We start from the raw sequence: 13733 nt of genomic DNA on the forward strand, positions 1-13733 counted from the left end.
GATTATCACTTCTGCCGCTCCAGCGGAATCCGCAATGCGCCATGGTCCTCGTCCCAGAACGCCCGGCGCACACCGGTGGGGATGGCGTCGTCGAGAAGTTCGCGCACCAGCACCGCGCGATCGCCGGCCGCATTGCGCTGCTTGAGTAGCAGCCCACCACTGCGCGGGCCCCGCAGCGGCAGCAGCCACAACTGATCGTCACGCACGGCGCCGACCGCGACGTTGGCGGGGAAGTGGGCCGCCGAAAGCGCTGCAGTCAACCGCAGATAGCCGTCCTCGGTGAACTCCACGGTGAGGTCGTCCGGATCGCTGGGGTTCGGTGGCCGCAGCGGCGCGACGTAATCGGCTTCGATCATCTCGATCACCTGCTCCATCGCAGTGGTTACCTCGGGTGAAAGGTCTGCGCCCAGTGCGACATTGGCGGCCTCGATGAGAAAGACCGTGATGTCGGAAGGGCACGCATCCGCTAAGGCCCAGCGCGCGAATGCGATTGCGTGGTCCCAGCGGAACGAGTGGGTGTGCAGGCCCTCCAGCGGCGGCAGCTCGGACAACTCTGCAGCGGGTACTCGGTAGACGGTGCCCGGCGCGGCGCCGGTGGCCGACGCGTCGACGATCACCACTCGCTCGGCGCCTCGCATCTGGAAGGCGACATCCATACCCGCGGTGCCGCCGTCGACGAGCCGGAGACCCTCCGGCATGCCACGTTCCCACAGGTGGCGCACCAGGATTGGGCCGACGCCGTCGTCGCCACGCAACAGATTTCCGCAGCCGACGATCAGGACCGGACAACCCGGCGGGTCGGGCGCTGCCTCAGACCCGCCGGGTTGTGTTATCTGGTCCGGGTTGGTTGACGTGGGAATCACACCATTCCGTTGATCACGAACCGTGACAGCTCACGCCCGGTCTTGCCGTCGTAGGCATGCACTGTGCACACCAGGCAGGAGTCGAAGCTGCGAGCGACATGCCCCAGTTCCACCGGGTCTTCCGGATCGACGATCGGCGATCCCACCAATGCCCTTTCGATCGGACCCAGCACATCGGCACCGTCACGCGGGCCGATGTTCCATGCCGTGGGGGTGACAACCTGATAGTTCTTGATCTTGTTGTCCTCGATCACGATCCAGTCCGACAGCGACCCACGGGCGGCCTCGGTGGAGCCGAAGCCCTTGCCCTCGGCGTGCTCAATCGGCTTGGTGTAGAAGCTCTCCTTGAGGTCGAGCTGGCTGAGCCACTCGCGCGTCCACTTGTAGTACTTCGGCGCCTCGTGCATGCGAGCAAGCTGGCGGACAAACACGCTCGGGCCGATCTTGTTGTAGAGATCGACGAACAGCGGGTCGTTGTCTTGATGTGCTGCGGCATTCGGCCCGCCGGCGGCCATCCGCCGGGCCAATGGCCCCGCCTCCAGCGGGATGTGGCCCAGCCCGGGCACGTCGTAGCGGGGCGATTTGGCCCAGCTGTACTTGCCCTGCTTGCGACCCTCTTCGGGGTCGACGGGGATCGTCTCGCCGTCGAACGGATGCAGAGCGCCGGTACCTTCGTAGAACGAGTGCGTCACGTCTTCACGCACGCGGGCCTGGTCGAACTCGGACCACTTGCCGTCCGCGAAGATCCCGGATCGCCCGATCACCGCGGCATTTCGGCCTTCGATTGTGGGGTTCTCGTACAGCGACGGCTCGAAGTAGGTGCCGGTGGCGATGTAGTTACCGACCCCCCGACCGTACTTGTCTAGGCCGACATCGAGGCAGAAGCGGATGAAGAACCCGCAGTCGCTGTTGTGTTGGGCCTCGTTCTCGTCGACCCATTCCAGAACGTCTTCCCAGGTCTTGTTGGCCAGCCAGCGGTCCACCGAGCACCCCAGCCACTGCTTTTCCAGCCAATTGTCCTTCCAGTGCTCAAGGATCGAAATCGACCGCGTCACATCGGACAACGTTGGCGCGCACATCACCCCGCCGGGCACCATGAAGCTCGAGTGCGGCCACTGTCCGCCGAAGATCGCGTACACCTCAACGGGTTTGGCCGACAGCACCACGCCGGGCTGATAGCTGGTACCGACATAGGGCGCGAAGCGCCGTACCGACTCGGCGTAGAGCTTGGACTTCGCGTAGTTCTTGTTGGTCAGGTCGATCGCGAACAGTGCGTAAAAGTAGCGCGGAATCGACTGCAGTGTCTCGGCAGCCTGACAGATGTTTCGCACCAACGTCGCGTTCGGCGGCACATTCGTGCGCCATGCGGTGTCCAGTGCGTAGGCCGACTTATAGAGGTGGCTGCCGCCGCAGATGCCGCAGATGCGCGGCGTGACCACCAAGCCGGCCTGCGGATCCTTTCCCTGCAGGATGATCTCGAAGCCGCGGAACATCGCGGCCTCGGTCCACGCCGAGGTCACGACACCGTCGTCGATCGTGACGCGCACATCGAGGTCACCCTCGACGCGCCCTAGGGGACTGACAAATAGGTCCAATGCGGTCATTGGTGGGTCCTTTCACAGACGTTCTTCAAGTGGCTTGTGTTTCGACCGCGACCGCGTGACGTTATCGATCCCGACGGTTGTGCGGCCTCACCCAAGTGGTGGATGCCGATGGTGAGTTGGTGAAGCGGCTAGACGACGAACATGTCTTCTTTCGACCACTGCGGTGCGGCGATACGCGCGGCCGCGGCGTGTGCCATGTAGGTGAGATGGTCGCTGCCCTCTGGGACCTCCTTGGGAATCATCCCGCTTACCTTCTGGGTCTTGAACACGGTGCCCGGGGCGAGGTCGAAATGTGGGAATTCGGGTTCGGTGCAGCCCAGGCACGGCATGCCTGCCCGGGTCTTCGACGACTGGCGATTCCACAGGATCCGGTTACACGGCGAGTGCGTCATCGGGCCGCGGCAGCCGAACTCGTAGAACAGGCAGCCGGTGCGGGTGCCCTCACCGAACGACAGGGTCGACTGCTTGTATTCGAAGAATTGCACTCGGGTGCAGCCGGTTTGGGTGAATGTCTTGAAAAATGTCTCGGGCCGGTGCAATTCGTCGAGCGTGATATCGCCGGCACGGCCCGTGGCCAGCGCGACGATGATCTGGGTGATCCAGTCCGGGTGTGCTGGACAGCCGGGAATGTTGATGACCGGCAAACCCATCTTCGACCGGAAGTCGGGGCCGAGGAATCCGCCCTTCTTGCGCTTGTGGAACTGCAGGCCCGTCGACGCGGAAGGGTTGGGCTCCGTCGCCGGGATGCCGCCCCAACAGGCACAGTCGCCGATCGCAACGACGATCTGGGCGGCGGCGCACAGATCGGTGACCCAGTCCTTCATTGGACGGTCTGCGAACATGTCCATGCGTCCAGTGCCGTTCGGTGCCTCGATCACGGTACCCTCGAAAACGAAGATGTCGAGGGGTCGTTCGCCTCGGGCGCAGTCCCAGAACACCTTCTGCGCGTTGTCGCCGAGTTCGAGGCCCAGCGACGGATGCCACAACAGGTCCAGCCCGAAGTCGACGATCAGGTCAACAACGTTGGGCTCTTCGGCGTTGAGGAACGACATCGTGTTGCCGCTGCACGCGCCTCCTTGTAGCCAGAGCACAGATGCCATGAAAACTCCTCTCAATGAACGCGATTGCGTAGGTTGGTTGTCTCGGTGGGCTGGGGTTACGCGGCTGCGTGCCGGCCGGCACGGCCCTTCTTGGGCGGCTCCGGTGGAGCCAGTCTTCGGCCGAACGCTCGGGCGATCTGGATCATGAAGCCCAAACCGCGTGAAACGTCAGGGTCTTTCGTTACTCGCATCAGCGCGAAAACTCCCTTGGGCCCACGTGGGTCGTCGGCCGCCGCTTGTTTGCCCTCGAGCACCGCTTCGCCTACCTCGGCGAGGAGGTCCGCCGTTTGCGGATCGGTCAGCGGCGAATGCAGCAGCCTGTCCAGTGCCGGAGTGGCATCGACGGCAGCGGCCGACAACCGTGTCACGGTGTCGCTGAGCGCTGCGAGATCGACGCTCGGCCATGGCCGCTGGCCGTTGCCGGACGTCGCAAGTTCCCTGAACTCCGCGACACCGGATGCCAGCGAGTCACCGATTACGTCAGCGCGGCGAAGCAGCCCGTCCAGTCCGGCGATGATGGTGGCCAACAGGTCGGCGTGCTCGAGGATCAGCGAAAGCGACGACGCGATCTGTGGATCGTCGAGCCGCTGAATCAGCTCGTCTCCTGGGGACTCGGCGATGAGCTCGTCCCCGTCAAGGCTTGCGGTGAGCGAAGCGTGTGCAGCCACTCAATCCTCCTACGCCGGTGTGTCGGTGTTCACACAAGGTAGCGATGCACAAGCGTTGGGCCTATCGATTTCGCGCAAAAGCTGTCAGAATTGCGCAGACTTGTGCGCGTAGAAGCGCTCAAAACGCTCTGGAGACTTGAATGATTGCCGCGAACCCTTCAACAAATCGTCAACAAGCGGTCCTCGGGAAGGCGAGGCTGCGCTGGTGAATCGGCTGGCCAGGCTGGGTTTCATCGACACCCACAACACCGGGAACCCGGTGCGCCGTAAGGTCCGCTCGCGCGGCGTGCCACCGGCGTTGGCCGACCATGAGATCTTCTACACCGAAAACACTCGCGAGGCGTCTACGATGATCGGTCAGGCGCTGGCGCCAGCCCGAATCACGTTGAACGAGAACGGATCCGGCTTCGCGGCCACCATGCATGGTGTGCGACTGCGCAACATCAGCATGTTGTATCTGGACCTGCACGTTCGGGCGACTCTGGAGATCCCGCGTCTGGGAAGGTATTTCGGTGTGCACATGCCGATGAACGGGACCGCACAATGCCACCACAACGGCCACGATTTCGAGGCGAACACGATCCGGGCGCTGGTGACCAGCCCGGGCGCCGCATTGACAATGCACTTCGACGACGACTCCCCGCAGCTGCTATTCCGCATCGAAGAAAAATCCCTGGTGGAATACCTGACCCGGCTGCGCGGCCGGCGTCTGTCGCGGCAACTGGTGTTCCATCCCGAATTCGACCTGACAAGCGACGTGGCGGTGCGTTGGCACGCCGCGGTGCAGTTGCTGCACACCGAGGTCTTCCACACCGGATCGCTGGTGCAGCGCGGTCACGGCATCAGCGGGATCGAGGAGCTGCTGATGAACAGCCTGCTGCACATCCAGCCCTCCAACTACCATGACGAGTTCGTTCGCCCGGTCGAAAATCCCGTCCGGCCGGTGGTTCAGGACGCCATGGACTACATCGACAAGCACCTCGGCGAGCCGATCACCATGGAGTCGATCGCCCGTAACGTGCACATGAGTGTGCGGTCCATCCAGCAGGGGTTCCGCGAGGAGCTGGGGGTGTCGCCGATGACGTACGTGCGGGACCGGCGGCTGGAGCGGGTGCACGAAGAACTCGCCGATGCGCTGCCGAGTGACGGGGTAACGGTGACCGACGTCGCCACCCGATGGGGGTTCCGCCATCTCGGCAGCTTCGCGGTCGAGTACCGCAAGAGGTGGGGGGTTACCCCGTCGGAAACGTTGCGGCGGTAGCGCGGCGATGGATGTATGGTCGTCGTCTGACTCGAGGAGGCCAGCGATGCATGAACTGTCGATCTGCAGCTCGATGATCGGCATCGTGCGAAAACACGCGGCCGGCAGGGAGGTTCGCACCGTGAACATCCGGATCGGGGCGATGCGTCAGATCGTTCCGGACACCCTGGCCTACTGCTGGTCGTTGGTCACCGAAAGCTCCGAGCTGGCAGGTACCGAGTTACAGGTGGAACGTATCCCGGCCAAGATCCGGTGCACTGGCTGCGGTCGCGAGCAGGTGCTCGACGCGCTGGCCATGGCGTGCGAGTCCTGCCCCGGATGCACCGTCGATCTCATCGAAGGCGACGAATTCCTCATCACTTCACTCGAGTTGGCAGAGGTGTGACGACATGGGCAGATTCCATCGACACGATGACGGTCACCACCATCACGATGGGCACGACCACGACCACCCGAATCACCATGACGAACCCGTCACGGCGGATGGGCACGGAGATCACTCCGGTTACGCGACGGGGTCAGAGCGTGTCGTCGTGCTTGAGCGGATATTCGACGAGAACGATCAGACCGCTGCGGCCAACCGCCGCGACTTCGACGATGCGGCCCTGACGGCAGTCAACCTGATGTCCTCGCCCGGGGCAGGCAAGACCACGATGCTTCGGGAAACGCTGCGGCGACTCCAGGACAGGCTGCGCATCGGGATCATCGAAGGTGATATCGAGACCAGCATCGACGCGGACCGTCTGCGCGGCTTCGGCGCGGCCATCTCACTGATCAACACCGCCAACGGATTCGGCGGCGAATGCCACCTCGACGCGCCGATGGTGCGCTCCGCTCTTCCCCGGCTACCCCTGGACGACCTGGACCTGCTCATCATCGAGAATGTCGGAAACTTGGTGTGCCCAGCCGAGTTCGACGTCGGCGCGCACGCCCGCGCCATGGTCTACTCGGTCACGGAGGGCGAGGAAAAGCCTCTCAAGTATCCGGTGATGTTCCGATCTGTCGATCTGGTGCTGGTGAACAAGGTGGATTTGATTCCGCATCTCGACTACGACCTCTCGCTGTTCTATGCCAACCTGAACGCGGTGAATCCCGGTGTGGCGGTGATCGAGACAAGCGCACGAACCGGTGTCGGGATCGACCAATGGTGTGACTGGCTCTGCGACTTGCGCCGGTCCTTCGATCGACCGCCCGACTAATGGACTGATCGAGCCACCCGAATCCCCACCCAGGCGGGGGATGGCCGGCCGGTATGGCCTGGACATTCTTTACCCATGCTCACCGATCGCACCACCCTGGTGCAATTTCTGATCGAGGAACGCCGGCGCCACCCCGGCGCGTCCGGGGATCTCAATGGTTTGATCCTCGATGTCGCATTGGCCTGCAAGGCGATCTCCAACCGGGTGGCTGTAGGCGCGCTGGGCGGAGTCCTCGGTTCGGCCGACCACACCAACATCCAGGGTGAAGTGCAGCAGAAGCTCGACCTGTTGGCCAACGACTACTTCCTGCGTGCCACCGAGTGGAGTGGTTACGTCGCCGGGATGGTATCCGAGGAACTCGACGAGCCCTATTTGTTGCCCTCCCAGTACCCAAGAGGTAAGTACCTGTTGGTGTTCGACCCGTTGGACGGATCGTCGAACATCGACGTCAACGTGTCGGTGGGGAGCATCTTTTCCATCCTGCGAGCCCCGCAGGCTGCGTCCGACCCGGACCCGGAAGATTTCCTGCAGCCCGGCAGCCAGCAGGTCTGCGCCGGCTATGCGATCTACGGCCCGTCGACGATGCTGGTGCTGTCGGTGGGGACCGGGGTGCATGCGTTCACCCTCGATCCGAATCTCGGCGAGTTCGTTCTGACCCGCGAGTCGATCCAAATACCGCCCACAACAAAAGAATTCGCGATCAATGCCTCGAATCAGCGGTTCTGGGAGCCTGCGGTGCAACGCTACGTCCAGGAGTGCCTCGCGGGCCGATCGGGGCCACGGCAGAAGGACTTCAACATGCGCTGGGTCGCGTCGCTCGTGGCGGAGGCGCACCGGATCCTCACCCGCGGCGGGGTTTTCCTCTATCCGCGTGACTCTCGTGAACCGATCAAGCCGGGGCGGCTCCGGCTGCTGTACGAGGCCAATCCGGTGGCGTTCTTGATCGAGCAGGCAGGCGGCGCGGCCAGCACCGGACGGCAGCGCATGCTCGACGTTGTTCCAAGTGATGTGCACCAACGCATCTCATTCGTCTTCGGAGCCCGTGAGGAGGTGGCACGTATCGAGGATTACCACAGCGAAACCTATGAGCTGGCCTCCACGCTGCCGCTGTACGGCACGCGCGGCCTGTTCCGCACTCCGGTGGGTTAAGCGTTCATGTCACGCAAACATCCCATCGTTTCGGTCACGGGTTCCTCAGGTGCCGGCACGACATCAGTGATGCGCACATTCCAACAGATCTTTCGTCGCGAAGGTGTCAACGTTGCCTATGTCGAGGGCGACAGCTTTCACCGCTTCGACCGGAGCGAAATGAAGGCGGCGATTACTGACGCCCACGCCCGTGGTGATCACACGTTCAGCCATTTCGGTCCGGAGGCAAATCTTTTCGAGGATCTCGAAGAGCTGTTCCGCACCTACAGCGAAACCGGCAGCGGAAAGTTTCGCAAGTACCTACATGACCAAGAGGAAGCCAAGCCGTATGGCCAGGAACCGGGTACCTTCACGCCGTGGGAGGAGTTGCCGGCCGACACCGACATGCTGTTCTACGAAGGCCTGCACGGCGCAGTCGTGACCGACACCGTCAACATTGCTCGCCACGCGGACCTGCGGATCGGGGTGGTCCCTGTCATCAACCTGGAGTGGATTCAGAAGCTGCACCGCGACAAGGTCGTTCGGGGATACACGTCGGAGGCGGTCACCGACACGATTCTGCGGAGAATGCCGGACTACGTGAACTACATATGCCCGCAATTCTCCAACACCGATGTCAACTTCCAGCGTGTTCCGGTCGTCGATACGTCAAACCCCTTCATAGCCAGGACCATTCCGACCGCGGACGAATCTATGCTGATCATCAGATTCCGCGATCCCCATGGCATCGACTTTCCCTATCTGCTGGCGATGCTCCATGATTCGTTCATGTCGCGGCCGAACACGATTGTGTGTCCGGGCGGCAAGATGGATCTCGCGATGCAGCTCATCTTCACCCCGATGATCCTGCGGCTGGTGGACCGGCGCAACGCCGAACTCCGCAACGCCGACCTGGTCAGCAGCTGATCAACCGCAAGCGCAGTGAAATCGTCCTTGCGAACATGGTTGTCCGCGAAGGAGTGGGCACACGTAGGGTGCATCGCCGGCACGATCATCGCGTTGCATCTCGTGGGGTGGATCACGCTGGTGGTGTTCGTCGCGCCACAACAGCTCACCGTCGGAGATCGAGCGTTGGGCGTCGGCGTAGGGCTCACCGCATACATGCTCGGGCTGCGCCACGCGTTCGACGCCGATCACATTGCCGCCATAGACAACATCACCCGCAAGTTGATGAGCGATGGCCAGCGTCCGATGGGCGTGGGCTTCTTTTTCTCTCTTGGTCATTCGACGGTGGTGTTCGGCCTGGCGTTGCTGCTGTCGGTCGGAGTCCAAGCAGTCATCGGCCCCGTCGTCGACGATTCTTCGGCGGTCCACCACTACACCGGTTTGATCGGGACCACCGTCTCGGGGGTGTTCCTCTATGTGATCGCCAGTATCAACTTGGTGGTTCTGTTCGGAATCGTGCGAATATTCCGCGGAATGCGGCGCGGCGCCTTCCAAGACAGTGAGCTGGAGCAGCAGCTGAATAGCCGGGGGTTGATGAACCGCGTCCTTTACCGGTTCACCGGATCCATCCGGAGTTCATGGCAGATGTACCCGCTCGGAGTGCTGTTTGGACTCGGCTTCGACACGGCCACCGAGGTTGCACTACTGGTGCTTGCCGGCACGAGCGCCATCGCCGGGCTGCCGTGGTATGCAATCCTGTGTCTGCCAGTCTTGTTCGCGGCGGGTATGAGTCTGCTGGACACCATTGACGGCTCATTCATGAACTTCGCGTACGGCTGGGCATTCTCTCAACCAGTTCGCAAGGTGTATTACAACATCACCATCACCGCGTTGTCGGCGGCGATCGCGCTAATCGTCGGCAGCGTCGAACTGTTGGGGTTGCTGGCTGATCAGCTAGGTTGGACCGGCCGCTTCTGGCTTTGGCTCGGCGACATCGACTTGAACGCCGTCGGCTATGTTATCGTCGGGGTGTTCATCGCGACATGGATTGTGGCGCTGCTGATCTGGCGCTTTGGACGGATTGAAGAACGGTGGAGCCAGGCGGTCGAGGACTAGCCGGCATTCACCGGGACAGCGAACGGACGACGATTTCAGTGGCGAGCTGAGCGATGAAGTGCCGGGATCGTCGTGGACCAGCGAGCTCGGCGAGTCGGAACTCCCCGTGGACATATCGCTTACTCTCGCAGGCAACGGCATGCGCAGCTCGCGTGCTCACCAGCGCGGTGGCGTCGGCTTGTACCGCCGGGCAATGTCGGTCGCGGACCACACCGTCGATGTCGGGCGCCCGTGGGTGGCCGCAGTCGATCACGACCAGGCCGGTGAACCGTTCCTGTTGGGACGCGGCAAGATTCCATGCGAGTTCACCGCCGGTCCGATCGCCCACGAGCAAGCCGCCTGGGATTTTCAGCTGGTCGAGAATGCCGACCACCGACTTCGCGGTCAGCCTCGGATCCGCCGGAATCACAAGCGTCCGAAGCATTGCCACGTGTAGACGCTCGCGGACGATGTCGTACGCGTCCGTCTTGCGGTGGGTCTCCTCGAACATGATGACAACACGCCCGTTGTCCGGACCGGACAGTTCGACGGGGACACCGAATCCGTCGATGGTGTCAACGTGACGCATCCGTTCGCGGTTATTGGGCAGGGTTGCCGTGATCATGGTGATCCGTACCGATGCCCGTGCGGCTGTTGGGTGGCATAGGCGAAGGTGGTGTAGCCGATGCGCCGATCGGATCCCTCTGTGCGGTCAAGCCGGAAGCCTGGTTCGTCGGCCGGGCGTTGCACGATGAAGGAGAATGCCGTGGTTTGGCGCCCGAGGCGGGCGTCGTACGCGTTGAGCCGGATGTACGCCGACGGATAGGCACTGCGGCAGGCGTTGACCTCCAACAGGACACCGGCCGCGTCCTTGAGGTCGAACATGGGCAGGCCCCACATTTCCCAGTACACGTTGCGGGGATGAGGATCGTCGGTGAATTCCACCGACAGCGGCCAGTTGTTGTCCAGTGCGTAGTTGATCTGGGCGGTGATCTCTTCGTCGGTGAAGTCCGGCAGATATGAGAAGGTGCCCTGGGTGATTCGCATGCGTAGTCTCCGGTCTTGCTCAGGAATGGGTAGGTGTCGCGACGACGTCAGGGGTGTCGTTGGATTCGTAGTTGAAACTGATGTCGCCCCACGTGGCCAGAGCGGTGTCGAGGGCGCGGTTGCGGGATGCGGCCTTCTTGAGAATCTCCGGCCCCTCCTTGTAGTAGTCCCTGCCTTCGTTGCGGGCCTTGATCATCGCCTCCAGCGCCACCCGGTTGGCTTCCGCGCCGGCGGCGATTCCCATCGGATGACCGATGGTGCCGCCACCGAACTGCAGGATGACGTCTTCGCCGAGGTAGTGCAGCAGTTGATGCATCTGGCCGGCGTGGATGCCGCCGGATGCCACGGGCATGACCCCGGGCATGGAGGCCCACTCCTGGTCGAAGTACAGGCCCTTGACCGGATCGGCTGGAATGCTGTTCAGGCGCAGTGTGTCGTAGAACCCCGCGATGCTGTTCGGGTCGCCCTCCAGCTTGCCGACGACCGTGCCGGCGTGGATGTGGTCGACACCCGCCAGCCGCATCCACTTGGAGATCACTCGGAAGCTCACGCCGTGGGTCTTCTGGCGGGTATAGGTGCCGTGGCCGGCGCGGTGCAGATGCAGCAGTACGCCGTTGGCGCGGGCCCACTTCGCCATCGACTGGATCGCGGTGTATCCAACGGTCAGGTCGATCATCACGATCACCGAACCGATTTCTTTGGCGAAATCGGCTCGCTCGTACATCTCCTCCATGGTTCCAGCGGTGACATTGAGGTAGTGGCCCTTGATTTCGCCGGTGGCGGCTTGGGCGCGATTGACGGCCTCCATGCAGAACAGGAACCGGTCACGCCAACGCATGAATGGCTGCGAGTTGATGTTCTCATCGTCCTTGGTGAAGTCGAGCCCACCGCGCAGAGCCTCATAAACCACGCGGCCGTAGTTGCGTGCCGACAAACCCAGCTTGGGCTTAGTGGTTGCGCCGAGCAGTGGGCGGCCGAACTTGTTGAGATGTTCACGTTCCATCACCACCCCGTGCGCCGGACCTTGGAAGGTCTTGACGTAATGAGTGGGAATCCGCATGTCTTCCAGGCGAAGTGCCTTGAGTGGTTTGAACCCGAAGACGTTGCCGATAATCGAGCTGGTGAGGTTGGCGATCGACCCTTCCTCGAACAGGTCCAGGTCGTAGGCGATCCAGGCGATCCACTGACCAGGGGCGTTCGGCACCGCGTCTACGCGGTAGCACTTGGCTTGGTAGTGCTCGTAAGTGGTCAGCCGGTCGGTCCACACCACCGTCCAGGTGGCGGTGCTGGATTCGCCGGCGACAGCGGCGCCAGCTTCCTCTGGCGGCACACCCGGCTGCGGCGTTATCCGAAAGGCACACAACACATCTGAGTCCTTCGGGACATAGTCAGGCTGCCAATAGCCCATTTCGGCGTAGGGAATCACCCCGGCGTTCCATCGATCAGTCATGCCCGAAATGCTGCCAGCGAATTATCAACATGTCTATTGAGAATCTGCCAATAATGCTGAAGTAATTAGTTCATGGATTCACCCCGCGCATCCACCACGTAGGTGAGGTCGAAAGCCGGTCGACGTGGATTACTTGCGTTCGATAACCACGCACCGAAGGGCACAACCAAATGACGACTTGTCGACAGACCGCGGCACGAATGATGGCGCCCGGCAAGGGCATCCTGGCAGCTGACGAGAGCATCGCCACGATGTCCAAGCGCCTGCAGCAGACTGGAGTCGAGCCGACGGCTGAGAACCGCCGCAGATATCGCGAACTGCTCGCCACCGCGCCGGGTCTCTCGGAGAGCGTGTCCGGCATCATCTTTTGCGACGAGACATTGCGCCAGACGTTCAGCGACGGTATGCCTTTCGCGCAAGCGGTAACCGCATTAGGCATCCTGCCCGGTATCAAGGTCGACACCGGCGCCAAGCCGTGCCCCGGTCTGTCCGGTGAGACGATCACCGAGGGTCTCGACGGACTACCCGCACGGCTGGCCGAGTACGCGCAGCTGGGCGCGGCATTCGCCAAGTGGCGAGCGGTGTTCCGAATAACCGCCGATACGCCGAGCCGAGGTGCAATAAGGGCCAACGCCAACGCCCTGGCCCGTTACGCCGCAGCCTGCCAGGAGGCGGGTCTGGTGCCGATCGTCGAGCCGGAGGTGCTCATGGACGGCGATCACAACCGCGGGGTTTGCAGAGACATAACCAATGAAGTACATACCGCAGTGCGAACCGAGCTCGCGCTTTTCCACGTCGATTTGGCTGGCATCGTATTGAAACCGAACATGGTCATCGAGGGCGAGGATTACCCGCGGCGATCGACTCCTGAGGAAGTCGCCGAGATCACAGTAGCGGTGCTGCGTTCGTGGCCGGGTGACCTTGCGGGCGTGGCATTCTTGTCCGGCGGCCAGTCGCCGGAGCGGGCGACGGCGAATCTCGAGGCAATGCAGGCGCACCGAACACCGTGGCCGCTGACATTCTCGTTCGGCCGCGCGTTGGTGTCGCCCGCGCTGAAGGCATGGCGTGGAGATCCCGGTCGAGTCACCGAGGGGCAGGCGGCGCTGGTCGAGCGGGTTACTGCCAATGGTGCGGCCGCGCGTCTGCGCACCGAATTGAAGTCAGCCTGAATGCCACACGGGGGCAGCGCGCCTCCACCCCATCCAGCGCGCTGCCCCCGTTTGCGCGTGTCATTGATCGTGATGAACGAGTGTCGTTGCCGGTCAACGATTTATCGGAGAATCCATAGGCGGCGTCGCGTGGCATCGATGAGTTCGCGGCCGCCGTCATCGTAGTGAACAACGACATGTCCCGGTGAGATTGAAGAGACTCGGCCGAGTCGGCCGAATACGCCGTGGGCCACTCGAATGCGA

The 13733-nt window shown here is 62.6% G+C and carries 14 protein-coding genes; 7 read left to right on the forward strand and 7 right to left on the reverse strand.

Translation table 11 applies throughout. The features are described from left to right. Positions 1-5 precede the first annotated feature (5 nt). The 4 genes from CWS39_RS08685 to CWS39_RS08700 form a co-directional block, all read right to left on the reverse strand. Positions 6-863, reverse strand: coding sequence for a hydrogenase maturation protease (locus CWS39_RS08685; RefSeq protein ID WP_233213412.1), 858 nt, complete (start codon positions 861-863; stop codon positions 6-8). Beyond that, positions 860-2467, reverse strand: a complete 1608-nt coding sequence (locus CWS39_RS08690) for a nickel-dependent hydrogenase large subunit (protein ID WP_102142508.1) — start codon at positions 2465-2467, stop codon at positions 860-862. Before CWS39_RS08690 ends, CWS39_RS08685 begins: the two co-directional genes overlap by 4 nt. A gap of 128 nt (positions 2468-2595) precedes the next feature. After that, positions 2596-3567, reverse strand: a complete 972-nt coding sequence (locus tag CWS39_RS08695) for an NADH-quinone oxidoreductase subunit B family protein (protein ID WP_102142509.1) — start codon at positions 3565-3567, stop codon at positions 2596-2598. Positions 3568-3623: 56 nt separating this feature from the next. Continuing rightward, the gene (locus CWS39_RS08700) at positions 3624-4235 is read right to left on the reverse strand and encodes a helical membrane plugin domain-containing protein (protein ID WP_102142510.1); all 612 of its coding nucleotides are present in this window, start codon (positions 4233-4235) and stop codon (positions 3624-3626) included. Between the two features lie 205 nt (positions 4236-4440). Between CWS39_RS08700 and CWS39_RS08705 the strand changes: the two genes are divergently transcribed. The 6 genes from CWS39_RS08705 to nicT all read left to right on the forward strand — a co-directional run bounded on the left by CWS39_RS08705 (position 4441) and on the right by nicT (position 9845). After that, complete coding sequence (locus CWS39_RS08705; RefSeq protein ID WP_199178012.1) at positions 4441-5496, forward strand: AraC family transcriptional regulator; 1056 nt, start codon at positions 4441-4443, stop codon at positions 5494-5496. A gap of 46 nt (positions 5497-5542) precedes the next feature. Beyond that, positions 5543-5881, forward strand: coding sequence for a hydrogenase maturation nickel metallochaperone HypA (locus CWS39_RS08710; RefSeq protein ID WP_102142511.1), 339 nt, complete (start codon positions 5543-5545; stop codon positions 5879-5881). A 4-nt stretch (positions 5882-5885) separates the two neighbouring features. After that, complete coding sequence (gene hypB, locus CWS39_RS08715; protein ID WP_102142512.1) at positions 5886-6695, forward strand: hydrogenase nickel incorporation protein HypB; 810 nt, start codon at positions 5886-5888, stop codon at positions 6693-6695. 75 nt (positions 6696-6770) lie between these two features. Further along, a complete protein-coding gene (locus tag CWS39_RS08720; RefSeq protein ID WP_102142513.1) occupies positions 6771-7844 on the forward strand; it encodes a class 1 fructose-bisphosphatase in 1074 nt (357 codons plus the stop codon). Between the two features lie 6 nt (positions 7845-7850). Then, a complete protein-coding gene (locus tag CWS39_RS08725) occupies positions 7851-8750 on the forward strand; it encodes a phosphoribulokinase (protein WP_102142514.1) in 900 nt (299 codons plus the stop codon). A gap of 27 nt (positions 8751-8777) precedes the next feature. Beyond that, positions 8778-9845 (forward strand): Nickel transporter NicT, encoded by a 1068-nt coding sequence (gene nicT, locus CWS39_RS08730; RefSeq protein ID WP_102142607.1) that lies wholly within the window; start codon positions 8778-8780, stop codon positions 9843-9845. Positions 9846-9852: 7 nt separating this feature from the next. Here nicT and CWS39_RS08735 read toward each other — a convergent pair whose 3' ends face one another. Genes CWS39_RS08735 through CWS39_RS08745 form a run of 3 tightly spaced genes read right to left on the reverse strand, consistent with a single transcriptional unit; the run spans position 9853 to position 12321 of the window. Then, entirely contained in the window at positions 9853-10449 is a 597-nt protein-coding gene (locus tag CWS39_RS08735; protein ID WP_233213413.1) for an alpha/beta fold hydrolase, read from the reverse strand. Next, positions 10446-10871, reverse strand: coding sequence for a ribulose bisphosphate carboxylase small subunit (locus CWS39_RS08740; protein WP_102142515.1), 426 nt, complete (start codon positions 10869-10871; stop codon positions 10446-10448). Before CWS39_RS08740 ends, CWS39_RS08735 begins: the two co-directional genes overlap by 4 nt. A 19-nt stretch (positions 10872-10890) precedes the next feature. Continuing rightward, on the reverse strand, positions 10891-12321 hold the full coding sequence (locus tag CWS39_RS08745) for a form I ribulose bisphosphate carboxylase large subunit (RefSeq protein ID WP_102142516.1): 1431 nt from the start codon (positions 12319-12321) through the stop codon (positions 10891-10893). Between the two features lie 170 nt (positions 12322-12491). Between CWS39_RS08745 and CWS39_RS08750 the strand changes: the two genes are divergently transcribed. Next, a complete protein-coding gene (locus tag CWS39_RS08750) occupies positions 12492-13490 on the forward strand; it encodes a class I fructose-bisphosphate aldolase (RefSeq protein ID WP_102142517.1) in 999 nt (332 codons plus the stop codon). Positions 13491-13733: the final 243 nt, after the last annotated feature.

Origin of the sequence: Mycobacterium hubeiense (genome assembly GCF_002838065.1) — a bacterium.
GTDB classification, from domain to species: Bacteria; Actinomycetota; Actinomycetes; order Mycobacteriales; family Mycobacteriaceae; genus Mycobacterium; species Mycobacterium hubeiense.

Excerpts from the sequence above, each read along its gene's own strand:
- CWS39_RS08690 (WP_102142508.1), bottom strand. The coding sequence starts at position 2,467 with ATGACCGCATTGGACCTATTTGTCAGTCCCCTAGGGCGCGTCGAGGGT.
- CWS39_RS08695 (WP_102142509.1), bottom strand. The coding sequence starts at position 3,567 with ATGGCATCTGTGCTCTGGCTACAAGGAGGCGCGTGCAGCGGCAACACG.
- CWS39_RS08710 (WP_102142511.1), top strand. The coding sequence starts at position 5,543 with ATGCATGAACTGTCGATCTGCAGCTCGATGATCGGCATCGTGCGAAAA.
- hypB (WP_102142512.1), top strand. The coding sequence starts at position 5,886 with ATGGGCAGATTCCATCGACACGATGACGGTCACCACCATCACGATGGG.
- CWS39_RS08720 (WP_102142513.1), top strand. The coding sequence starts at position 6,771 with ATGCTCACCGATCGCACCACCCTGGTGCAATTTCTGATCGAGGAACGC.
- CWS39_RS08725 (WP_102142514.1), top strand. The coding sequence starts at position 7,851 with ATGTCACGCAAACATCCCATCGTTTCGGTCACGGGTTCCTCAGGTGCC.
- CWS39_RS08735 (WP_233213413.1), bottom strand. The coding sequence starts at position 10,449 with ATGATCACGGCAACCCTGCCCAATAACCGCGAACGGATGCGTCACGTT.
- CWS39_RS08740 (WP_102142515.1), bottom strand. The coding sequence starts at position 10,871 with ATGCGAATCACCCAGGGCACCTTCTCATATCTGCCGGACTTCACCGAC.
- CWS39_RS08745 (WP_102142516.1), bottom strand. The coding sequence starts at position 12,321 with ATGACTGATCGATGGAACGCCGGGGTGATTCCCTACGCCGAAATGGGC.
- CWS39_RS08750 (WP_102142517.1), top strand. The coding sequence starts at position 12,492 with ATGACGACTTGTCGACAGACCGCGGCACGAATGATGGCGCCCGGCAAG.